This window comes from Enterobacter sp. KB-280D8 (assembly GCF_041399405.1).
In the GTDB taxonomy this organism is placed as follows: Bacteria; Pseudomonadota; Gammaproteobacteria; order Enterobacterales; family Enterobacteriaceae; genus Enterobacter; species Enterobacter cloacae_N.
In genome coordinates, this window is record NZ_JBGKEC010000001.1 from 47331 (window position 1) to 68609 (window position 21279).

Here is a 21279-nt window from a genome sequence, read left to right on the forward strand (position 1 = left end):
GCCATATTATCGTGCCCTTTCAAAGAGTCCAGCCATCAGGAGAATCAGGTGAAAGAGACGTCCACCTGGGTAGAGCCCATCCCAACCCTTCCGGCGAGCGTAAAACCCATTGCCGCCGCGCAGCGAAAACACTTCGGCGCCGTGCTGAACCCCACGCGCTGGTGGGGACGCATGCCGCGTCTGTTCTGGCTGGTCGCCTTGTTCGTGGCCTTTCTGGAGCGCAGAAAAGCGCGCCTGACGCCAGTGCTGCGCTCGCTGCTCATGACGCGCGTATCGCAGCTGTGCCACTGTGCGTTCTGCATTGATGCCAACAGCCTGCGCCTGGCCGAGCGCTGCGGCGCGCTGGATAAAGTCCAGGCCGTGAGCGGCTGGACTGATTCTGACTTGTTCAGTGAACAGGAGCGCGCGGCACTGGCCTATGCGGAGGCGGTGACCGCCACGCCACCCCGGGTGGATGAGGCCGTCAAAACGGCGATGAAACGCCACTTTACGGATGATGCCATCACTGAAATGACGGCACTCATTGCTTTTCAGAATCTCTCGGCCCGGTTTAATGCCGCGCTGGATATTCCGGCTCAGGGGCTGTGCGCCACGTTTAAAGGGAAGCCAGATGCTTGACCGTCACCTGCACCCGCGGGTAAAGCCCGCTCTGAACCGTCTGGTTTCCATGCTGGATAAGCCGGGCATTACGCCCGACGGGCTAACGCTTGCCGGGTTTGCCATCGGCCTGCTGGCGCTGCCGTTTCTGGCCCTCGGCTGGTATCTGGCGGCGCTGGTTGCCATCGTTCTGAACCGCCTGCTGGATGGTCTGGACGGCGCGCTGGCGCGTCGGAGAGGGCTGACGGATGCGGGAGGGTTTCTGGATATCGCCCTCGATTTTCTGTTCTACGCGCTGGTGCCGTTTGGCTTTGCGCTGGCTGCACCCGCAGAGAATACGCTGGCCGCCGCCTGGCTGCTGTTTGCGTTTATCGGTACCGGCAGCAGTTTTCTGGCCTTTGCCGCGCTGGCCGCGAAGCATAACATCGACAACCCCGGCTATGCGCACAAGTCGTTTTACTATATCGGCGGATTAACGGAAGGGACGGAAACCATCGCGCTGTTCGCGCTGTGCTGCCTGTTTCCGGCCCACTTTACGCTGTTCGCGTGGATATTCGGCGCGCTGTGCTGGCTGACCACCACAACGCGCATCTGGAGCGGCTACGTGACGCTGAAGTCACTCGCCCCTTAGAGAGTGCTTTCCGGCCCGCGCTCGCCGGTAGTGACCGGGTTCTGCGGGTGGCTGCTCCATTCATACCAGCCGCCGTCATAGACGGAGACGTGCTTCCAGCCCATCGCCCGGGCGTACATAAAGGTTTCTGACGCTCGCCAGCCGGTGCCGCAGTAAAACGCGACCTGCTGTTCCGGCAGGATGTTCCAGCTTTTCCACTGGGCGGCGATATCGTCCGCGCTGCGCATGGTGCCATCCGGGTTATGGAAGTCTTCCATATGGGTGGCATCGCTGCCCGCATGGCCCCAGCGGGCGCCGGCAATTTCACCTTTTGGCTTGATGTAGCTGTAGCCGCTGGTTTCGCCGATAAACTCCGGCCACGAACGAATGCTGACCAGGGAGGCATCCTGGCGGTGCAGCATGCCGCGCGCCTGTTCCATATCCACCATCAGCTGCGGCTGGCCGGGGATCGGCGCGCCAAATTCAGCGGCCGGAGCTACTTTAGCGGGCATGCCGCGCTCAACTGGCAGACCGGCATCTGACCACGCCTTCCAGCCGCCATCGAGAATGCGCACATCCTTCACGCCCGCGTACAGCATAATCTGTGCCACGCGCGCGGCGGCGTAAACGTCACGGCCATACAGAATGACGGTGGTATCGTGACGGATCCCGTGCTTTGCCAGCATCGCTTTCAGCCTGTCGTCGGAGACTTTATTCCACAGCGGCTCGCTTTCCACCTCGTTAGTGTCGATGTAGCCCGCGCCGGGAATGTGGTTCAGCAGGTAAAACTTCGGCGCGCCCCAGGCAGCTTCAATTACTTTCCATTCGCCCGCCGGCGCGGCGGTCACCGGTTTACCCTGCTGGAGCTGGTGGATCCACTGCGGGTAGACGAGCTGTTCAAAGTGCGCCAGACGCTGAAGGCGGTCGGGCACCTGCAGGGCATCGCTGAGAAGCGAAACGTGGCGGTATCCGACTTTCTCCAGGCGGGCTTTCACCGCCAGGCTGGCGCCACTGTCGCCGTATAGCGCGATGGCCGTCCCCGGCGTCAGCTGATGCTGCCTGGCCCAAAGCGCAATCTGCTCGTCGCTCATTGCATCAAGCCAGGCGGCAGCCAGGTTGAGCGCTGCGGGTTCATGCCCGGATGGGCCGCTGAGGGTCTGCGGCCAGCCGTTATAGAAGGCGCTGGGGCGGGTGTCGATTGCCGCGCCGTGCTGTGCCTGAAGCTGAGACAGCGTCATCGTATTGGCCATATCAGCTGCCAGAGAGGAAAAAGAGGCGAGGCCGCAGATCAGGGCCAGCGCGGTCAGTTGAGAAACACGTTTCATCGAATAACCTGACGTCAGTAAAAGAGGGGGGCATTGTCGTCTCTCCCGAAACGGAAAACATTGCGTTAGCACATTATTGCCAGCGAGAAATCTCCATCACCTCGCCGCCGGGCGGAATATCGTCCTCGTCATGGGTGACCAGCACCACCGGAATATTGCGCGCGCGGACGGTGTCAAACACCCATGCCCGGAACGTCGTGCGTAACGCTTTATCAAGGCGGCTGAACGGTTCGTCCAGCAGCAGCGCCTGCGGCTCTGCGAGCAGGGCGCGCAGCAGGCTAACCCGGGCACGCTCGCCGCCGGAAAGCGTGGCCGGATCGCTGGCGTAATGACCGCTCAGCCCGGCGGAAGCCAGCGCCTGCTCGACCGATTCCCGACGCGCGCGTCCGACGATCCGCTCGGGCAGCGCCAGCATCAAATTCTGCCCGACGCTGAACGGGTCAAACAGCAGCGCGTCCTGAAAAAGAATGCCCAGACCGCGGGATTCGACGGGCAAACCGTCGCAGCGGCGTTCGTCGAGCCACAGTTCGCCCCGCGCCTGAAACTCGTCTGACAGCGCGCCGACCATCCAGGCAAAAAGGGTCGATTTGCCGCTGCCGGACGGCCCCATCAGGGTGACAATCTCCCCGCGGGGTACGCAAAAATTGACCCCGCGGAAAAGCGGTTCGATGGTGAGGTTGCTTACCTTCAGCATTAACGTAATCCTTGACGGTAGCGGCCCGCGAGCCGGGATAACAGCGCGGCAAGGCCGAATACGACGCCCGTGACGAGCAATAATCCCAGGGCACGGTTCGCGAGAACCGGGATGCTGCCCCCGCTGCTGAGCGCGACGGTCTCAGTGGTCAGCGTGGCGAAACGCCCCGCGCCCAGCCAGAGCGTCGGCATATATTGCGCCATGCTGACGGAAAAGCCGGTGGCAAAGGCCAGCAGCGCAGGGCGCACCAGCATGGGGCATTTCAGCAGTAAGAATATTTTTTCCCGCCGCCAGCCGAGCGTTCTGGCGGTAAGGATAAGCCGGGGATCGATCCGCCGCCAGGCCGATTGCAGCACCAGCAGCATCCACGGTAGCACCCACAGAAGATGGCTCCAGAGGACGGCGACAAAGCGTCCATCGAGCCCCAGATGCAAAGCAACCGCGTATTGCCCGGTGACGAGCGGCAGGGCCGGAAGGGCGAGCGGTAACCACACCCACGCCGCGCCTCGCTGCGGCCCCCATTCCAGCCAGAGAAAAATGACGATAAGGGCGATAAGGCTCGAAAGCAGACCGAAGGAAAGGCTGATGCCCACGGGACCCACGTCGTCCCGTTGCGCCAGCATCAACAGCACGGCGGCGCACAGGATGCCGCAGGCGGGCAGAAACCCGCTGAATGCGCGTTCAGGCCGCACGATATGCGACCTGCGGCGCGTACCTGTCTGGTCCGGAATCGCGCGACGCCAGGCCTTCCACAGGCCGTACCCCAGCGCGGCAAGCGCGGCCAGCAGGCAAAGGAGCAGCAGGCACAGCAGCGTCCCTTTTGCCTGCTGCTGCGCGTCGCCCTGGCTCAGCCACTGCCAGGCCAGCACGGCCATCGTGGGCGGGTTGCCGGGTCCGAGAACGATCGCCACGTCCACGACCGACAGCGACCACGCCAGCACCGCCAGCATCACCGCCCCGAGAACGGGCGCGATCGCCGGAAGGATCAGCCAGCTGAGCGTCTGAAAACGCCCGTAGCCGAAGGTCTGCAGGACGATCTTCTGCTGCGCGAGCCCTTTTTCCGGCAGCACGGCGTAAATCGCCCACAGCACAAACGCGCTCTCTTTGACCGCGAGCGTCAGGCCCAGCCCGGCGCCGTAGCGGTCAAACGGCGGCGAACAGACGGTACAAACCTGATACAACAGACCGCCCTCGGCAAACAGCAGTAGCGCGCTGGTGGCGAAGGCTACGTGGGGGATCGCCAGCAGCCACGGCAGGCGCGTGCTGAGGCGCCGCCAGCGGTTGCCGGGCCAGAAAAGGGTCACGAGAGAAAGGGCGATAAACAAGGCCCCCAGCGTGGCGATAAGCGTTGAGACCAGCGTGGCTACGGCTGCCTGCGGCAGCTGCGGATCGTTCAGCAGCCGCTGCCAGTTCGTTACGGAAAAGGCCGGTGCGAACAGCATGGCGCCAGCGGGCAGGATCGGCAGATAAATCACCGCCATCGCCAGCCAGACAAGCCAGCTTAACGGGTGCCGTAACGACGCAGCCATTCCTGCTCCAGCGCGTTCACCCAGGCGGACTGCGGCTCCGCGAGCATCTTCGGCAATCCCTGAGGCGTATGGACCATCAGCTGTTTCGCTTCACCTTCGGGCAGCGTTTTCGCATCCAGCACGCTCGGGTCTCCCCAGACTGCCGGGTCGGCTTTGCGGATCTGCGCCTGCGGCGACAGCAGGAAATTGGCGACCACTTTCGCCCCCGCACTCGCGCTGGCATTGGCCGGAACAGCCACAAAATGCACGTTGCCGAGCATCCCGTCGCGAAAACCAAAGCTGTAGCTGTCGGCAGGCAGCTCGCCGCTCGCCACTTTTTGCTGCGCGTGCGCCGGGTTAAAGGTCAGCGACAGGTTCAGGCTGCCGCTGGCAAGCAGGGCATCCATCCGGGCGGGAGAGGGAGGGAAATCTTTTCCTTCACGCCACAGCAGTGGGTGCAGCTTATCGAGGTAGGCCCAGAGCGGCGCCGTCACCTGGGCAAACGTAGCGTCAGGCGCTTTTTGTAACGCCTCGGGATGCGCCGCAAGCGTCAGCAGCAGCTGCTCCAGAAAGGCCGTGCCGGTAAAATCGGGCGGGCGAGGATAGCTGACTTTGCCCGGGTGCTGCTGCGCGTACGCCAGCAGCGCCTGAGGATCTTCTGGCGGCGTCGGCATGCTGACCCGGCGGGCGATAAAGGTCAGCTGCGCGCCGCCCCACGGCGACTCCGCGCCGTCTGTGGGAATGGCAAAATCTTCCGTGACGGGTTTGCGGGTATCGACATAGCGCCAGTTAGGCAACCTCTGCGCCCACCCGGTTTGCAGCAGGTTAGCCTCTTTCAGGGTGCGGAAGTTTTCGCCGTTGACCCACAGCAGGTCGACCGAGCCGTTGGTCTTTCGCCCTGAAGTGGCTTCGGTCTGGATACGTTTGACCGCATCGGCGGCATCCGCCAGCGGGACGATTTTTAGCGTAATGGCATAGTGCGTTTGCATCTCACCGCTAACCCACTCAAGGTAGCGGTTGACCGCCGGATCGCCGCCCCAGGCGTTAAACCAGACGGTCTGGCCTTTGGCCTGCTGTTGAACAGTTTGCCAGCCTTCGGCGGCATAGAGGGGGGCTGCCAACAGCAGACCGGTCAGAAACGTGCAAAAACGCACACGGCGCATAATGCCTCACTTTTTAGCAGAAGGGAGATAGCGGGATAAGAGCCGGCGCGTGGCCAGCGGTAATAACCCCAGTAGTGTAAAGGCGAATACCATGCCCGGCGACAAAATATCGCGAAGCGATGCCACTTTTCCCAGCTCCCGCCCGGCGTTCAGAAAGACAACCGTCGCGGGCAGCATGGCGACCTGGCTGACCCACCAGTAGCGCCGCACCGTGATGCGTGTCAGCCCCATGAGCAAATTCACCAGAAAAAACGGGAACAGCGGCATCAGGCGCAGGGCAAAAAGATACCCCGTGCCGTCGCGCGCCATGCCGGCATTCACCGTTGTCATCTGACGGGCAAACTGCCGTTGCACCCAGTCGCGCAGCAGGTAACGGCTGGCGAGCATCGCCAGCGTGGCCCCGAGCGTGGAAGCAAACGAAACCAGCACGGTGCCTTCCCACAGCGTGAATAACGCCCCGCCCAGCAGGGTCAGAACTGCTGCGCCGGGTATCGACAGGGCGGAAACCACCACATAAAGCGCAAAGAAGATCAGCGGGCTACGCAGCGGCGCGCGGTCGACATGGGAGAGTAACGTCTGCTGATGCGTTTTAATTCCTGCCAGAGAGAGCGTGTCAGGCGGCAGAAAGACAAATGTCATAAGAAATGCGCCCAGAAGGGCGCACAGGAAAAGTGTTTTTCGCATGTTCACGCGCGATTACAGCTTGAATTTAGCCCATACTGGCGCGTGGTCCGACGGTTTTTCCATGCTGCGGATGTCGTAGTCGATTCCGGTTTCGATGCAGCGCTCTGCCAGCGGCGTGCTGGCCAGCAGCAGATCGATACGCAGGCCGCGGTTGTCGTCAAAGCCCTTTGAGCGGTAGTCAAACCACGAGAAGCGATCCTGCGTTTCCGGGTTGGCACTGCGGAAGGTATCCACCAGGCCCCAGCCCAGCAGGCGCTCCATCCACTCACGCTCTTCCGGCAGGAAAGAACATTTGCCGGTGCGCAGCCAGCGCTTGCGGTTCTCTTCGCCGATGCCGATATCGAGATCCGTCGGGCTGATGTTCATGTCGCCCATGATCAGCACCGGATTCTCTTTTTTCAGTTCGGTCGTCAGGTAATTCTGTAGATCCTGATAAAACTTCGCTTTGGCCGGGAATTTTGTCTCGTGATCGCGGCTCTCGCCCTGCGGGAAATAGCCGTTAATGACCGTGATGTTCCCGAGCGCGGAAGGCACTTCCGCCATGATGATGCGGCGCTGCGCTTCTTCTCCGTCGCCGGGGAAGCCGCGGCGCACGGAAACCGGCGTATCTTTGGTGAGCAGCGCGACGCCATAGTGACCTTTCTGACCGTGGTAAAAGACGTTATAGCCAAGTTTCGCCACCTCTTCGAGGGGGAACATGTCGTCGTGAACCTTGGTCTCCTGCAGGCCGATCACATCTGGCTGATGTTGCTCAACAATGGCTTCAAGCTGATGGGGGCGGGCGCGCAGGCCGTTGATATTAAAAGAGACAAATTTCATAGTCGCTGCCAGTGCAAGGTGAATAGTGCATGGATGGTAGCAGAATTTGCGTCAACTGTTACCGGGTTCGACCAATAACTGCGACAGATCATGCCGGTGGTGCAATATTTGCACCATTCTGACGCGCTTCGCCCCCAAAGAGGGCGTAAATGGCCGATAAATTTCGCGAGCGATCACAATTCCAGAATTATATTTGGCCTCTGCATACTCTTTCTGATTTTCATGCGGCAAAGCGCCGCTTGTCGTAAAAATATTCACTTTTTATGCACTAACAGTGAATAACTCCATGTTGTAACTTGTTGATATTCTGTTACCTCAACCCGTTTATGCAATTTTATCGCTGGCTGGCACGAAGGCTGCAATCTACATTCACAGTGCAAACACTCAATTATTTAACATTCAAATAACTTTTTATTTACCGGATGAGGTCGCTATGTCTCTGTCAATTACGCGTGAAAATTTCGATGAATGGATGATGCCGGTTTACGCTCCGGCGGCTTTTATTCCGGTTCGCGGGGAAGGCTCACGCCTGTGGGATCAGCAGGGTAAAGAGTATATCGACTTTGCAGGTGGGATTGCGGTCAATGCGCTGGGTCATGCGCACCCTGCGCTGCGTCAGGCGCTGAATGACCAGGCGGCGAAGTTCTGGCATACCGGCAATGGCTTTACCAACGAACCCGCACTGCGCCTGGCGAAAAAGCTGATTGACGCGACATTTGCCGAAAAAGTCTTTTTCTGTAACTCCGGGGCGGAAGCCAATGAAGCGGCGCTGAAGCTGGCGCGCAAATATGCCCACGATAAGTTTGGTACGCACAAAAGTGGGATTGTGGCGTTTAAAAATGCCTTCCATGGACGCACGCTCTTTACCGTGAGCGCGGGCGGCCAGCCTTCTTATTCACAGGATTTTGCCCCGCTGCCGCCGGATATTCGCCACGGCATCTATAACGACCTGCAGTCCGCCAGCGAGCTGATTAACGACACCACCTGCGCGGTGATCGTCGAGCCGATGCAGGGCGAGGGCGGCGTGCTTCCGGCGCAAAAGGCATTCCTTCAGGGGCTGCGCGAGCTGTGCGACCGTCACAACGCGGTCCTGATCTTCGACGAAGTGCAGACCGGCGTGGGCCGCACCGGCGAGCTGTATGCCTATATGCACTACGGCGTGACGCCGGACGTGCTCTCTACCGCCAAAGCGCTGGGCGGCGGCTTCCCGATTGGCGCGACGCTGACTACCGATAAATTCGCCAGCGTGATGACCGTGGGCACGCACGGCACGACCTACGGCGGCAACCCGCTGGCGACCGCCGTCGCCGGACAGGTTCTTGACATCATTAACACACCTGAGGTGCTGAAGGGCGTTAAACAGCGTCACGAGTGGTTCGTTGAGCGCCTGAACGCCATCAACGGCAAGCTTGGCCTGTTTAAAGAAATTCGCGGTCTGGGGCTGTTAATCGGCTGCGAGCTCACCGCTGAGTTTGCCGGAAAAGCTAAACTTATTTCACAGGAAGCGGCAAAAGTGGGCGTGATGGTGCTGATTGCCGGTGCCAACGTGGTGCGTTTTGCGCCTGCGCTGATCGTCAGCGAGGAAGAGGTGCAAACCGGTCTGGACCGTTTTGCGCTGGCGTGTGAAAAGGTGAAATCCGGGGTGTCATCATGATGGTCATCCGTCCCGTTGAGCGCGACGATATCGCCGGGCTCATGCAGCTTGCCGGTAAGACGGGAGGCGGGCTGACCTCGCTTCCTGCCGATGAAAAAACGCTGTCGGCGCGCATTGAGCGCGCCCTGCAAACCTGGCAGGGGACGTTGCCAAAAAGCGAACAGGGTTACGTGTTCGTGCTGGAAGACACCGACACGGGGAGCGTGGCCGGGATTTGCGCCATCGAAGTGGCCGTCGGGCTTAACGACCCGTGGTACAACTACCGCGTCGGCACCATGGTTCATGCCTCGAAAGAGCTGAACGTCTATAACGCGCTGCCCACGCTGTTTCTCTGTAATGACCACACGGGCGCCAGCGAGCTCTGCACGCTGTTCCTCGACCCGGCGTGGCGCAAAGAGGGCAACGGCTATCTGCTCTCCAAATCTCGCTTTATGTTTATGGCCGCCTTCCGCGATCGCTTTAATGAAAAAGTGGTGGCAGAGATGCGCGGCGTGATCGACGACAAAGGCTACTCTCCCTTCTGGGAAAGCCTGGGCGAGCGCTTCTTCTCGATGGAGTTCAGCCGGGCGGACTATCTCTGCGGCACGGGCCAGAAAGCCTTTATTGCCGAGCTGATGCCTAAACATCCTATCTATACCCATTTCTTAACGCCGGAAGCGCAGGCGGTGATCGGTGAAGTGCATCCGCAAACCGCGCCTGCCCGTGCGGTGCTGGAGAAAGAGGGCTTCCGCTACCGTAACTACGTCGACATCTTTGACGGCGGACCGACGCTTGAGTGTGATATTGACCGCGTGCGCGCGATCCGCAAAAGCCGCCTGGTTGAGGTATCTGAAGGCCAGCCTGCGCCGGGTGACTGGCCGGCTTGCCTGGTGGCGAACGAAAATTACGCCAACTTCCGTGCCATGCTGGTGCGGGCCAACCCGAAATGTGAACGTCTGGTGCTGACGGCTGCTGAGCTGGATGCCCTGAAATGTAACGCCGGCGATACGATTCGCCTGGTGCGTCTCTGCCCTGAGGAGAAAACAGCATGACATTATGGATTAACGGTGACTGGGTCACGGGCGAAGGCGAACAGCGCACAAAGACCAATCCGGTTGGAAAAGAAGTTCTCTGGAGGGGGAATGACGCCAGCGCCGCGCAGGTCGAGCAGGCCTGCCGTGCCGCGCGCCGCGCATTTCCCGCGTGGGCAAAACAGCCTTTCACCGAGCGCCAGGGGATTGTTGAAAAGTTTGCCGGTCTGCTGGAGGCGAACAAAGCCGAACTGACGCGCATCATCGCGTCTGAAACCAGTAAACCGCGCTGGGAAGCAGCAACCGAAGTGACGGCGATGATTAATAAGATCGCCATTTCGGTCAAGGCGTACCACACCCGCACCGGCGAACAGCATACCGAGATGCCGGACGGCGCGGCCACGCTGCGCCACCGTCCGCACGGCGTGCTGGCGGTGTTTGGCCCGTATAACTTCCCGGGGCATCTGCCGAATGGCCACATTGTGCCCGCGCTGCTGGCGGGCAATACCGTTATCTTCAAACCGAGCGAGCTCACGCCGTTAACCGGCGAGGCGGTGGTGAAGCTGTGGGAACAGGCTGGCCTGCCGCCGGGCGTACTGAACCTCGTGCAGGGCGGACGGGAAACCGGCCAGGCGCTCAGTGCGCTGAGCGATATTGACGGCCTGCTGTTTACCGGCAGCGCCGGAACGGGCTATCAGCTGCACCGCCAGCTGGCGGGCCAGCCGGAAAAAATCCTGGCGCTGGAGATGGGGGGCAACAACCCGCTGATTGTGGAAGACCCTGACGATATCGACGCCGCGGTGCACCTGACGATCCAGTCCGCCTTTATTACCGCCGGACAGCGCTGTACCTGCGCTCGCCGCCTGCTGGTCAAGCGCGGCGCGCAGGGGGATGTCTTCCTGAAACGTCTGGTAGAGGTGAGCGCGCGTCTGGTGCCTGCCGCGTGGGATGCCGACCCGCAGCCGTTTATCGGCGGGCTGATTTCAGAACAGGCCGCGCTGAACGTGCTGAAGGCCTGGCAGGACCACGTCGCGCGCGGCGCGAAAAGCCTGCTGGAGCCGAAGCAGGTTCAGCCGGGTACCTCGCTGCTGACGCCGGGCATCGTTGAGATGAGTGGCGCGAGCAACGTGCCGGATGAAGAGGTGTTTGGCCCGCTGCTGTGCGTCTGGCGTTACGACGATTTTGACGCGGCCATTGCGATGGCCAATAACACCCGCTACGGCCTGTCGAGCGGGCTGATTTCACCGCATCGCGAGAAGTTTGATCGCCTGCTGCTGGAAGCGCGCGCCGGGATCGTGAACTGGAATAAACCGCTGACCGGGGCGGCGAGCACCGCGCCGTTCGGCGGCGTAGGGGCATCCGGTAACCATCGCGCCAGCGCGTGGTATGCCGCCGATTACTGTGCGTGGCCGATGGCGAGCCTGGAAACCCCGGCGCTGACGCTGCCGGAGACGCTCAACCCGGGGCTGGACTTTAGCGAAGGGGCTCGACATGAAAGCGCGTGAAGTTAACTTTGACGGGCTGGTGGGGCTTACGCACCACTATGCCGGTCTCTCTTTTGGTAACGAAGCCTCGACGAAGCACCGCTTTCAGGTCTCCAACCCGAAACTGGCGGCGAAGCAGGGGCTGCTAAAAATGAAGGCGTTGGCGGATGCCGGTTTCCCGCAGGCGGTGATCCCGCCGCAGGAACGCCCGAACGTGGCCGTGCTGCGCCAGCTCGGTTTCACCGGCAGCGATGAGCAGGTGGTCGAAAAAGCGGGCACGCAGACGCCGCACCTGCTCTCTGCCGCGAGCTCCGCCTCCTCAATGTGGGTGGCCAACGCGGCGACCGTCGCCCCGTCAGCCGATACGCTGGATGGCAAAGTCCACCTGACGGTGGCGAACCTGAACAACAAATTCCACCGCGCCACCGAAGCGGACACCACCGAGCGCGTGCTGCGCGCCATTTTCAAGCATGACGACCATTTTGAGGTCCATCAGGCCCTGCCGCAGGTGGCGATGTTTGGCGACGAAGGTGCGGCCAACCACAACCGTCTGGGAGGCGATTACGGCGATCCCGCCGTGCAGCTGTTCATCTACGGGCGCGAGGAGGGCGGGCATTCCGCCCCGGTCCGTTATCCAGCGCGTCAGACGCTGGCGGCCAGCCAGGCGGTGGCCCGCCTGAACCAGGTCAATCCCTCACAGGTTATTTTTGCCCAGCAGAACCCGCAGGTGATCGATCAGGGGGTGTTTCATAACGACGTGATTGCCGTGTCCAACCGCCAGGTGCTGTTCTGCCATGAGCAGGCCTTTGCCCATCAGGAGAAGCTGCTTACCACGCTGCGCGAACGCGTGCCCGGCTTTATGCCGATTCAGGTGCCAACGCAGGCGGTCAGCGTGCAGGACGCGGTCGAAACCTATCTGTTCAACAGCCAACTGCTGAGCCGTGATGACGGTAGCATGATGCTGGTGCTGCCGCAGGAGTCCCGGGATCATCAGGGCGTGTGGCGCTATCTCACTGAACTGGTGAAGGCCGATAACCCGATTGACGAGCTTCGCGTCTTTGACCTGCGCGAAAGCATGGCCAACGGCGGTGGTCCCGCCTGTCTGCGCCTGCGGGTCGTGTTAACGTCGAATGAAATGCAGGCCGTTAACCCGGCTGTGATGATGAATGAGGCGCTGTTCAACACCCTGAACGACTGGGTAGATCGCTACTATCGCGACCGGTTAACGCAGGCCGATCTGGTCGACCCGCAGCTGCTGCGCGAAGGGCGCGAGGCGTTGGACGCGTTATCGACAATCCTGCAGCTGGGATCGGTTTATCCGTTCCAGCGCTAGAGGAGTGGGTATGGAAAATTTACTGGCGCTGACCCTGGCGGATGAAACGCCGGAGCAGAGCGAGGGGGAAGGCCCCTCATTCCGCTGGCGGTGGCAGGGGCGCGGGGTGCTTGAGCTGACGCCGAGCGCAAAAAGCGATCTCTCGCTGCTGCTTTCCACTGGGATTCACGGGAATGAAACCGCACCCGTTGAGATTGTCGATGGGCTGCTGCGCGCGCTTTATCGCGGAGAAATCACCCTTGCGTGCCGCGTGCTGGTGGTGCTTGGCAACCCGCCTGCGCTGGCGCAAAACAAACGGTATCTGGTGAGTGATATTAACCGCATGTTTGGCGGTCGCTGGTCGCAGTTCCCGCAGAGCGACGAAACAGCGCGCGCTCAGTGGCTGGAGAACGTCGTGACGACGTTTTTTGCCGCGGCGGGGCCAGCGCGCTGGCATCTCGATCTGCATACGGCGATCCGCGCCTCTTACCATGTGCGCTTCGGCGTTCTGCCGCAGCGCAATCAGCCGTGGGATGAGGGCTTTTTGAGCTGGCTCGGGGATGCCGGGCTGGAGGCGCTGGTGTTCCATCAGTCCCCGGGCGGAACGTTTACGCACTTTACCTGTGAAAACTTCGGTGCGCTGTCCTGTACGCTGGAGCTGGGAAAAGCGCTACCGTTCGGACAGAACGATCTTACGCGCTTTGCGCCAACGCGTCTCGCGCTTCGGGCGCTGCTCGGTGGGACAGCTCCCGAGCACGCACATCAGCCCGTTGAGCGGTACCGGGTCGTACAGCAGATCACCCGCCGTAGCAATGCTTTCCAGCTTCATATGGCCGCGCATACCCTGAACTTCACGCCGTTTCGCAAAGGGGCGCTGCTTGCGGAAGATGGCGAAGATCGTTATGAGGTGCAGAAAACAACCGAATATGTGCTGTTCCCTAACCCCACAGTGGCGTTTGGCCTGCGAGCCGGTCTGATGCTGGAAAAACTCTCCTGACCTTTCCCCTCTCGTCATCCGGGAGGGGAAGTAAAAATGTTTTCTTAGCGATTAAAGCGCTCTGACTTGTTTTACGGAATATTCCTGGCGAATTGCTTTATTATTCACCTTCACTCCGTTATACTTCTGCTAAATATCTTTAAAATCATCGCGTTGAATATTTTTTGTTGCAACTCTCCACGCTTTATCCTTATTTCCTCCACATTTGGCGAAAAATTGTTTTTTACACTTTCATTGTTTTACCGTTGCTCTGACTAATTGACGATAAACCCCGTAAAGTTAATCTCGTCAACACGGCATAGCGCCGAAGAATAACTGAAAGAAAGGAAATAAATTATGCGTAAGTTTACTGCACTGTTTGTTGCTTCTACCCTGGCTCTGGGCGCTACCAGCATGGCGTTCGCCGCAGATACCGCAACCACCGCTGCCGCGCCGGCTGAGGGCAAAATGATGATGCATCATCAAGGCAAGCCGGGTATGCACCATGAAATGATGATGTTTAAAGATCTGAACCTGACGGACGCGCAGAAGCAGCAGATCCGCGACATCATGAAAAGCCAGCGCGACCAGATGAAGCGTCCTCCGCTGGAAGAGCGCCGCGCAATGCATGACATCATTGCCAGCGACAGCTTCGATAAGGCGAAAGCTGAAGCGCAGATCGACAAAATGGCCGAGCAGCATAAAGCCCGCATGCTGGCTCACATGGAAACCCAGAACAAGATCTACAACATTCTGACCCCGGAACAGAAAAAACAGTTTAATGCCAATTTTGAGAAGCGTCTGACAGAACGTCCGGCGATGGAAGATAAAATGCCAGCACCAACCGAATAATCGGTTCACTCTCTTAAGACCGCCGGGATCCTGTCCACAAAAGCGCAATCGCTGTGGACAGGACCGGCGGTTTTTCTATTCTGCCCTCTTGTCTGCCGCCGCCAGCGCGGTATTCTCCTGTAGTCGCTTCAGAGAATGTTTGTAAGTCATGGCGTTAGCTTTTTTTACTAACGCTCCTCTAAGGCCTGCCCGCTCTGCTGCCGATACTGTGTCTGTGAATCTCTAACGATAACAAACAAGACTGCAAGGGTAGCGATATCCTTGCCCTGGCACGGGTTGTGCCATTCAGGAGTGGTGATGGAGTTCTTTGATATTCGTAAGATGCCGGTCAGCCTCTGGCGCAATGGTGCCGGCGAAACGCGAGAAATTTGCTGTATTCCTCCCGCGACGCGCGATTTTTTCTGGCGTGCCAGTATCGCGACCATCGCCAGCAACGGCGAATTCTCCTCGTTTCCCGGTGTCGACCGGGTAATTACGCTGCTGGAAGGCGGGGAGGTGACGCTGGATGCCGGTCAGGCGTTCTGCCATACCCTTAAACAGCATCAGCCTTACAGTTTTGCCGGCGATTTGCCGGTGAAGGCGCTGCTTTCCGATGGCAGGATGGCGATGGACTTCAACATCATGACCCGGCGCGACTGCTGTCAGGCGAAGGTACGGGTTGCCGATCGTACCTTTACCACCTTTGGCTCGCGCGGAGGCGTGGTGTTTGTATTAAGCGGGGCATGGCAGCTGGGTGATAAATTGCTGACGGCCGATCAGGGCGCCAGCTGGCAGGAGGGGACCCATACTCTGCGTCTGCTGGAGTCACAGGGTACCCTGCTGTTCAGTGAAATTAACTGGCTGCCGGGTCACTGAGCGCGATGACCTCGAACTTGCCCGCTAAGACGGGCTTGCAGAGGATTTTGTAGCCGTCGTGGTCGAATCCGGCGGGGGTGCGCAACAGGGTTGCCGCGTCGCTTAAATCATCGACAGCCCCCAGCCAGAGCCAGTTATTGACGATGTGATACTGCGTCATGGTTTCACCCACCTCTTTTAGCGCAACGGCGCCGTCCCACGGCCAGCAGTTGACGCTGATGGCCGCCAGACCGCTGAGGAGACGGATGTGATGCGCCTCAAGGCTCTCTTTCCCGCAGCAGGCGCCTGCGCAGCGCTTCAGCGCGGAGCGAAAACAGGCGCGGCCCCGCGTGGTGCCCTCTAACCCTAAAAGGCTGTAGCATAGCTGCAGCTCGTCGGCGAGCGCCTGAAGAGACTGCAGGGCCGCACGCTTGTTTGCGAATAATCCAAAGAGATTAGGGGCATGTGAAAAATCGACTTCACGGGCGTACACTACCTGCGGCTTGCCGTCGGCGATCTGCAGGGAGCAGAGCTGGCGGTTGCGTCGCAGGCGCTTATTAAAGAGCGGCTGCTGCTCCTTTATCAGCCGGGCTTCCAGCAACAGCGCGCCCATTTCTCCCGCCGTCTGGAACCAGGTAATGCGTCGCGACTGGCGCAGCATGGCGGCCTCGTCCGGGGTACGCAGGTGGGATAATACCCGGCTGCGAATGTTAACGCTTTTGCCGATGTAGAGCGGCAGGGTCTCGCTTTCACCGTGAAAGATGTACACGCCCGGCTGTTTGGGCAACGCCTCAAGCCAGGGGCGGAGATGTTCGGGATATTCATAGATAGCCGCCGCTTCAAACTCAAGACGCGGGGCGGATTGACGCCTGCTCACATACTGCTCCATATACTGTTCAGGTATACAGTGTAGCAGGTGTGCTGTGGTTAAAAAAGAGCCGGGTGGCGGCTACGCCTTACCCGGCCAGGACGTGCGGCCTGATGCCCTCACCCCAACCCTCTCCCACGGGAGAGGGCGCAAACATTAAAAGCGGTAACCTGGATACCGCTTTGCTTTATTTTTTCCAGAAGTCGTCAAACACCGTAATTGGCGTGTGGCGCTTGTGCTCGGTTTTCAGATACCAGCCTTCGATAATTTTCGCGGTACCTTCATCCAGCGTTTTGCCTTCCAGATAGTCATCAATGTTGTCATAGGTGACGCCAAGGGCGGCTTCATCCGGCAGGGAAGGGCGATCGTCTTCCAGATCCGCTGTCGGCGCTTTCTTGTACAGGTGCTCAGGGCAGCCCAGCGCGGCGAGCAGCTGCTTGCCCTGTCGCTTGTTGAGACGGAAAATCGGGTTTATGTCGGTGCCGCCATCGCCGTATTTGGTGAAGAAACCGGTGATCGCTTCTGCCGCATGGTCGGTGCCTACCACAACGCCTTTGGTCATCCCAGCGATGCTGTACTGCGCTTTCATGCGCTCGCGCGCTTTCTCGTTGCCGCGCACAAAATCGCTCAACTCAATACCCGCTTCGCGAAGCGCCTGCTCGCTTGCCAGCACCGAGCCTTTAATATTGACGGTGAGCACGCGGTCAGGCTGGATGAAGGCGATGGCATCCTGGCAGTCCTGTTCGTCCGCCTGTATGCCATAAGGCAAACGCACGGCGATAAACTGCAGCGCGTCATCGCCCGTCTCTTCGCGAAGCTCTGAAATCGCCATTTGACAGAGTTTACCGGTCAGGGTTGAGTCCTGCCCGCCGCTGATGCCCAGCACCAGGGATTTCAGGAAAGCGTTCTTTTTTAAGTACGACTTTAAAAAATCCACGCTGCGGCGGATCTCTTCATGTGCATCTATCGCAGGCTTTGCGCCCAGCGCCTGAATAATCTCTTGTTGCAGAGCCATCATGCCCTCCATATGCAGAACATAAACAGAATGTGTTAACTGTTAAAACTAAACCTTTGGGCGGAAAACGACAAGGATCACAGTTTCGAGTGCGTTAATTTGCGGCGATTTAGCAGGTTATCGTTGTTTTATTAGAATTTTCCGAAATTCGTCTGGCATAAATCACAAAGTTGAACAATAGTACTTTTTATTCCATGCTTAGATAACACGCTGATAAACAAGAGGACGGAATATGAACAAGAACGTAGCAGGAATTCTTAGCGCAGCGGCGGTACTGACGATGCTGGCAGGGTGTACAGCTTACGATCGCACCAAGGATCAGTTTACCCAGCCCGTGGTTAAAGACGTTAAAAAAGGGATGACCCGTTCGCAGGTGGCTGCAATCGCCGGCAAGCCTTCTTCTGAAGTCACCATGATTCACGCGCGCGGTACGTGTCAGACCTATATCCTGGGTCAACGTGATGGTAAGGCAGAGACCTACTTCGTCGCGCTGGATGATACCGGACATGTGATTAACTCCGGCTATCAGACCTGTGCTGAATACGACACCGATCCGCAGGCACCTAAGGCGCAGTAACCCTGCTTGCCTGACGATGTTAATAAGCCGGCCCATGGGCCGGTTTTTTTATGCATACGTAAATCTTATTTCTTTGCGCGAATTATTTGCCTGAAATGTGAAGGGAGTCAACAAGCCAGGTCAATGAGAGACAATTTGAGTCTATCCAGAATTATCCCCTGTCTGTACCATTGCGTATACTCACTCCAACGATAAACAACAGTATGCAAGCTACCTGTCTGCCGGGACAGCGAGTCGAGTGATAGCGCGACGGCAGGTAGTCCTACAAGAGGGAAATTACGATGGAAAAGAAACATATCTACCTGTTCTGCTCAGCCGGCATGTCAACCTCGCTTCTGGTGTCAAAGATGCGCGCGCAGGCTGAAAAGTATGAAGTCCCTGTGGTGATTGAAGCGTTTCCAGAGACGCTGGCGGGCGAAAAAGGCCAGAAAGCCGATGTTGTTTTACTGGGGCCGCAAATTGCCTACATGCTGCCCGAAATTCAACGACTGTTACCGAATAAACCGGTCGAGGTGATCGACTCGGGGCTGTACGGCAAGATTGATGGTTTAGGTGTACTAAAAGCTGCTGTGGCAGCCATTAAAAAAGCTGCTAATTAATTTTTATTTTTCCCGTCAAAGAGTTATTTCACACACAATTACGCCGTAACATGCGTTACGGCATTTAAGGGTATTTTCCTATGAGTAAAGTCATCGCTTCACTTGAAAAGGTACTCCTTCCTTTTGCTGTTAAAATAGGAAAGCAGCCTCACGTTAATGCCATCAAAAACGGTTTTATTAAATTAATGCCGTTGACGCTGGCAGGGGCCATGTTCGTTTTAATTAACAACGTTTTTCTTAGCTTTGGTGAAGGTTCCTTCTTTTATTCATTAGGAATTCGGTTAGACGCTTCCACTATTGAAACCCTTAATGGTTTTAAAGCCATCGGCGGCAACGTCTATAACGGTACGTTGGGTATTATGTCGCTGATGGCGCCTTTCTTTATCGGGATGGCGCTGGCTGAAGAGCGGAAAGTGGATCCGCTGGCCGCCGGGTTATTATCCGTTGCCGCGTTTATGACCGTCACGCCATACAGCGTGGGGGAGGCGTATGCCGTCGGCGCGAACTGGCTGGGTGGCGCCAACATTATCTCCGGTATTGTTATCGGCCTGGTGGTGGCAGAAATGTTCACCTTTATTATCCGTCGCAACTGGGTCATCCGTCTGCCGGATAGCGTACCGGCCTCCGTTTCTCGTTCATTTTCCGCGTTGATCCCAGGCTTCATTATTCTCTCCATCATGGGGATTATCGCCTGGGCGCTCTCTCACTGGGGCACGAACTTCCACCAGATCATCATGGACTCTATCTCTACGCCGCTGGCGTCGATGGGTGGCGTGGTCGGTTGGGCGTATGTGATTTTCACCTCTCTGCTGTGGTTCTTCGGCGTGCATGGTTCACTGGCACTGGCCGCGCTGGACAGCGGAATTATGACCCCATGGGCACTGGAAAACGTTGCGCTTTACCAGCAGTACGGCTCCGTTGATGCGGCGCTGGCGGCAGGTAAAACCTTCCATGTGTGGGCGAAGCCGATGCTTGACTCCTATATCTTCCTGGGTGGTACCGGGGCGACTCTGGGTCTGATCATCGCGGTCTTTATTGTCTCTCGTCGCGCTGATTATCGTCAGGTGGCGAAACTGGCGCTGCCATCGGGCATCTTCCAAATTAACGAGCCGATTCTGTTCGGTCTGCCAATCATCATGAACCCGGTAATGTTTATCCCGTTCATTCTGGTGCAGCCGCTGCTGGCAGCGATCACCCTGACGGCCTATTACATGGGTATTATTCCACCGATCACCAACATTGCACCGTGGACCATGCCGGCAGGTCTGGGCGCGTTCTTTAACACCAACGGTAGCGTCGCGGCCTTCCTGCTGGCGATATTCAACCTCGGGATTGCCACCCTGCTGTACATGCCATTCGTGGCGATTGCGAACAAAGCCGCCACCATCATTGATGAAGAAGAGAGCGAAGAGGAAATTGCCCTCTCACTGAAATTCTAAGATTGACCGGCGCGGGGAAGCCCGCGCCAGCCACAAGGAGCTTAAACATGTTAGATTTGGATAGTATCGTCGCAGACGAAGCCGCAGAGAACGATCTCGAAGAAGTGGTGATGGGCCTCATCATCAACTCCGGTCAGGCGCGCAGCCTGGCGTATGCCGCACTGAAGCAGGCCAAGCAGGGCGATTTCGCCGCCGCGAAAACCATGATGGAGCAGTCCCGCACGGCGCTGAACGAAGCGCACCTGGTGCAGACAAAGCTGATTGAAAGCGACCAGGGCGAAGGGAAGATGAAGGTCAGTCTGGTGCTGGTACACGCTCAGGATCACCTGATGACGTCCATGCTGGCGCGCGAGTTGGTGGCGGAGTTGATTGAGCTTCACGAGAAAATGCACTAAGTCGGATTGAGCAGCAGGAGGTCAGCACGATGGAAATCAAAACCGCATTTGAACAGCAACTGTTTAATGGCAAAAATTTTCACGTGGTTATCTACAACAAGACGGAGAGCGCCAGCGGTCTGCACCAGCATGACTACTATGAGTTCACGATTGTTCTGACCGGCCGCTACTACCAGGAGATCAACGGTAAGCGTGTCCTGCTTGAGCGAGGGGATTTTGTCTTCCTGCCGATGGGTTCCTATCACCAGAGCTTTTACGAATTTGGCGCGACCCGCATTCTGAACGTGGGCGTCAGCAGACGCTTCTTTGAGAAGCACTATCTGCCGCTGGTGCCGTTCTGCTTTGTGGCGTCCCAGGTCTACCGTGTGAAAAACGAGTTCATGACCTGGATTGAAACGGTCATCGCCTCGCTTAACTTCCGCGACAATGAATTTGATGAGTTTATTGAAACGGTGACCTTCTACGTGATGAACCGGTTGCGGCATCACCGTGAAGAGCAGCAGGTGACGGATGATGTTCCACAGTGGCTGCGCAGCACCGTGGAACTGATGCACGATAAAGGCCAGTTCAGCGAAAATGCGCTGGAAAATATGATATCCCTCTCGGGGAAATCCCAGGAATATCTGACCCGCGCGACGCAGCGTTATTATCGTAAAACGCCGGTGCAAATTATTAATGAAATCCGCATTAACTTTGCCAAAAAACAGCTGGAAATTACCAACTATTCTGTCACCGATATTGCGTATGAGTCAGGATACAGCAGTCCCAGTCTGTTTATTAAAACTTTTAAGAAATTGACGTCATTCACACCGAACAGCTACCGGAAGAATTTAACGGTAATTAATTAACTTTCGGCGGGTTACC

Annotated in this window: 22 protein-coding genes; 14 read left to right on the top strand and 8 right to left on the bottom strand. The window is 58.1% G+C overall.

Translation table 11 applies throughout. From position 1 onward, the window contains the following. Window positions 1-48 precede the first annotated feature (48 nt). Window positions 49-618, top strand: a complete 570-nt coding sequence (locus AB8818_RS00290) for a carboxymuconolactone decarboxylase family protein (protein ID WP_163328898.1) — start codon at window positions 49-51, stop codon at window positions 616-618. Further along, window positions 611-1228, top strand: a complete 618-nt coding sequence (locus AB8818_RS00295; RefSeq protein ID WP_192981640.1) for a CDP-alcohol phosphatidyltransferase family protein — start codon at window positions 611-613, stop codon at window positions 1226-1228. Before AB8818_RS00290 ends, AB8818_RS00295 begins: the two co-directional genes overlap by 8 nt. Here the strand turns inward: AB8818_RS00295 and AB8818_RS00300 are convergent. From AB8818_RS00300 to xthA, 6 genes are all read right to left on the bottom strand, one after another. Then, complete coding sequence (locus AB8818_RS00300; RefSeq protein ID WP_192981638.1) at window positions 1225-2532, bottom strand: sulfurtransferase; 1308 nt, start codon at window positions 2530-2532, stop codon at window positions 1225-1227. The genes AB8818_RS00295 and AB8818_RS00300 overlap by 4 nt on opposite strands. A 73-nt stretch (window positions 2533-2605) precedes the next feature. Next, the gene (locus AB8818_RS00305) at window positions 2606-3226 is read right to left on the bottom strand and encodes an ATP-binding cassette domain-containing protein (RefSeq protein WP_163328904.1); all 621 of its coding nucleotides are present in this window, start codon (window positions 3224-3226) and stop codon (window positions 2606-2608) included. Further along, window positions 3226-4755 (bottom strand): thiamine ABC transporter permease, encoded by a 1530-nt coding sequence (locus AB8818_RS00310; RefSeq protein ID WP_192981637.1) that lies wholly within the window; start codon window positions 4753-4755, stop codon window positions 3226-3228. The genes AB8818_RS00305 and AB8818_RS00310 overlap by 1 nt, the downstream gene beginning before the upstream one ends. Continuing rightward, the gene (locus tag AB8818_RS00315; protein WP_370552274.1) at window positions 4728-5888 is read right to left on the bottom strand and encodes an ABC transporter substrate-binding protein; all 1161 of its coding nucleotides are present in this window, start codon (window positions 5886-5888) and stop codon (window positions 4728-4730) included. Before AB8818_RS00315 ends, AB8818_RS00310 begins: the two co-directional genes overlap by 28 nt. A gap of 15 nt (window positions 5889-5903) precedes the next feature. After that, the gene (locus tag AB8818_RS00320) at window positions 5904-6536 is read right to left on the bottom strand and encodes a TVP38/TMEM64 family protein (protein WP_226857505.1); all 633 of its coding nucleotides are present in this window, start codon (window positions 6534-6536) and stop codon (window positions 5904-5906) included. Window positions 6537-6593: 57 nt separating this feature from the next. Continuing rightward, a complete protein-coding gene (xthA, locus tag AB8818_RS00325; RefSeq protein WP_116340543.1) occupies window positions 6594-7400 on the bottom strand; it encodes an exodeoxyribonuclease III in 807 nt (268 codons plus the stop codon). Window positions 7401-7833: 433 nt separating this feature from the next. Between xthA and AB8818_RS00330 the strand changes: the two genes are divergently transcribed. The 7 genes from AB8818_RS00330 to ves all read left to right on the top strand — a co-directional run bounded on the left by AB8818_RS00330 (window position 7834) and on the right by ves (window position 15543). Beyond that, entirely contained in the window at window positions 7834-9054 is a 1221-nt protein-coding gene (locus AB8818_RS00330) for an aspartate aminotransferase family protein (RefSeq protein ID WP_116340541.1), read from the top strand. Next, window positions 9051-10085: an arginine N-succinyltransferase gene (astA, locus tag AB8818_RS00335; RefSeq protein WP_192981633.1), complete on the top strand. Its 1035-nt coding sequence runs from the start codon at window positions 9051-9053 to the stop codon at window positions 10083-10085. The genes AB8818_RS00330 and astA overlap by 4 nt, the downstream gene beginning before the upstream one ends. Then, entirely contained in the window at window positions 10082-11569 is a 1488-nt protein-coding gene (gene astD / locus AB8818_RS00340; protein ID WP_192981630.1) for a succinylglutamate-semialdehyde dehydrogenase, read from the top strand. Before astA ends, astD begins: the two co-directional genes overlap by 4 nt. Next, window positions 11556-12881, top strand: a complete 1326-nt coding sequence (astB, locus tag AB8818_RS00345) for an N-succinylarginine dihydrolase (RefSeq protein ID WP_192981627.1) — start codon at window positions 11556-11558, stop codon at window positions 12879-12881. Before astD ends, astB begins: the two co-directional genes overlap by 14 nt. A 10-nt stretch (window positions 12882-12891) precedes the next feature. Continuing rightward, a complete protein-coding gene (astE, locus tag AB8818_RS00350; RefSeq protein ID WP_116340533.1) occupies window positions 12892-13857 on the top strand; it encodes a succinylglutamate desuccinylase in 966 nt (321 codons plus the stop codon). A 336-nt stretch (window positions 13858-14193) separates the two neighbouring features. Beyond that, complete coding sequence (spy, locus tag AB8818_RS00355; RefSeq protein WP_192981624.1) at window positions 14194-14688, top strand: ATP-independent periplasmic protein-refolding chaperone Spy; 495 nt, start codon at window positions 14194-14196, stop codon at window positions 14686-14688. Between the two features lie 297 nt (window positions 14689-14985). Then, window positions 14986-15543 (top strand): environmental stress-induced protein Ves, encoded by a 558-nt coding sequence (gene ves / locus AB8818_RS00360; protein WP_045261590.1) that lies wholly within the window; start codon window positions 14986-14988, stop codon window positions 15541-15543. On the opposite strand, the gene cho is transcribed toward ves, so the two are convergent. Continuing rightward, window positions 15521-16399 carry an excinuclease Cho gene (gene cho, locus AB8818_RS00365; protein ID WP_316387231.1) on the bottom strand — a complete coding sequence of 293 codons (879 nt, stop codon included), beginning with the start codon at window positions 16397-16399 and terminating at the stop codon, window positions 15521-15523. The genes ves and cho overlap by 23 nt on opposite strands. 178 nt (window positions 16400-16577) lie before the next feature. Next, window positions 16578-17405: an ammonia-dependent NAD(+) synthetase gene (nadE, locus tag AB8818_RS00370; RefSeq protein WP_192981620.1), complete on the bottom strand. Its 828-nt coding sequence runs from the start codon at window positions 17403-17405 to the stop codon at window positions 16578-16580. Window positions 17406-17637: 232 nt separating this feature from the next. On the opposite strand from nadE, the gene osmE reads away from it, so the two are divergent. The 5 genes from osmE to chbR all read left to right on the top strand — a co-directional run bounded on the left by osmE (window position 17638) and on the right by chbR (window position 21263). Beyond that, a complete protein-coding gene (osmE, locus tag AB8818_RS00375; RefSeq protein WP_003857836.1) occupies window positions 17638-17982 on the top strand; it encodes an osmotically-inducible lipoprotein OsmE in 345 nt (114 codons plus the stop codon). A gap of 281 nt (window positions 17983-18263) precedes the next feature. Next, the gene (gene chbB / locus AB8818_RS00380; protein ID WP_014883474.1) at window positions 18264-18581 is read left to right on the top strand and encodes a PTS N,N'-diacetylchitobiose transporter subunit IIB; all 318 of its coding nucleotides are present in this window, start codon (window positions 18264-18266) and stop codon (window positions 18579-18581) included. 80 nt (window positions 18582-18661) lie between these two features. Continuing rightward, complete coding sequence (gene chbC, locus AB8818_RS00385) at window positions 18662-20020, top strand: PTS N,N'-diacetylchitobiose transporter subunit IIC (RefSeq protein WP_028012799.1); 1359 nt, start codon at window positions 18662-18664, stop codon at window positions 20018-20020. A gap of 47 nt (window positions 20021-20067) precedes the next feature. Further along, entirely contained in the window at window positions 20068-20415 is a 348-nt protein-coding gene (gene chbA, locus AB8818_RS00390; protein WP_028012800.1) for a PTS N,N'-diacetylchitobiose transporter subunit IIA, read from the top strand. Window positions 20416-20420: 5 nt separating this feature from the next. Further along, window positions 20421-21263 carry a transcriptional regulator ChbR gene (gene chbR, locus AB8818_RS00395; protein WP_192981735.1) on the top strand — a complete coding sequence of 281 codons (843 nt, stop codon included), beginning with the start codon at window positions 20421-20423 and terminating at the stop codon, window positions 21261-21263. The last annotated feature ends 16 nt before the right edge of the window (window positions 21264-21279 follow it).

Bases quoted from the DNA above. Each gene is read 5' to 3' on its own strand.
- AB8818_RS00295 (WP_192981640.1), top strand. From the start codon at position 611: ATGCTTGACCGTCACCTGCACCCGCGGGTAAAGCCCGCTCTGAACCGT.
- AB8818_RS00300 (WP_192981638.1), bottom strand. From the start codon at position 2,532: ATGAAACGTGTTTCTCAACTGACCGCGCTGGCCCTGATCTGCGGCCTC.
- AB8818_RS00305 (WP_163328904.1), bottom strand. From the start codon at position 3,226: ATGCTGAAGGTAAGCAACCTCACCATCGAACCGCTTTTCCGCGGGGTC.
- AB8818_RS00310 (WP_192981637.1), bottom strand. From the start codon at position 4,755: ATGGCTGCGTCGTTACGGCACCCGTTAAGCTGGCTTGTCTGGCTGGCG.
- AB8818_RS00320 (WP_226857505.1), bottom strand. From the start codon at position 6,536: ATGACATTTGTCTTTCTGCCGCCTGACACGCTCTCTCTGGCAGGAATT.
- xthA (WP_116340543.1), bottom strand. From the start codon at position 7,400: ATGAAATTTGTCTCTTTTAATATCAACGGCCTGCGCGCCCGCCCCCAT.
- AB8818_RS00330 (WP_116340541.1), top strand. From the start codon at position 7,834: ATGTCTCTGTCAATTACGCGTGAAAATTTCGATGAATGGATGATGCCG.
- astA (WP_192981633.1), top strand. From the start codon at position 9,051: ATGATGGTCATCCGTCCCGTTGAGCGCGACGATATCGCCGGGCTCATG.
- astD (WP_192981630.1), top strand. From the start codon at position 10,082: ATGACATTATGGATTAACGGTGACTGGGTCACGGGCGAAGGCGAACAG.
- astB (WP_192981627.1), top strand. From the start codon at position 11,556: ATGAAAGCGCGTGAAGTTAACTTTGACGGGCTGGTGGGGCTTACGCAC.
- astE (WP_116340533.1), top strand. From the start codon at position 12,892: ATGGAAAATTTACTGGCGCTGACCCTGGCGGATGAAACGCCGGAGCAG.
- spy (WP_192981624.1), top strand. From the start codon at position 14,194: ATGCGTAAGTTTACTGCACTGTTTGTTGCTTCTACCCTGGCTCTGGGC.
- ves (WP_045261590.1), top strand. From the start codon at position 14,986: ATGGAGTTCTTTGATATTCGTAAGATGCCGGTCAGCCTCTGGCGCAAT.
- nadE (WP_192981620.1), bottom strand. From the start codon at position 17,405: ATGGCTCTGCAACAAGAGATTATTCAGGCGCTGGGCGCAAAGCCTGCG.
- osmE (WP_003857836.1), top strand. From the start codon at position 17,638: ATGAACAAGAACGTAGCAGGAATTCTTAGCGCAGCGGCGGTACTGACG.
- chbB (WP_014883474.1), top strand. From the start codon at position 18,264: ATGGAAAAGAAACATATCTACCTGTTCTGCTCAGCCGGCATGTCAACC.
- chbC (WP_028012799.1), top strand. From the start codon at position 18,662: ATGAGTAAAGTCATCGCTTCACTTGAAAAGGTACTCCTTCCTTTTGCT.
- chbA (WP_028012800.1), top strand. From the start codon at position 20,068: ATGTTAGATTTGGATAGTATCGTCGCAGACGAAGCCGCAGAGAACGAT.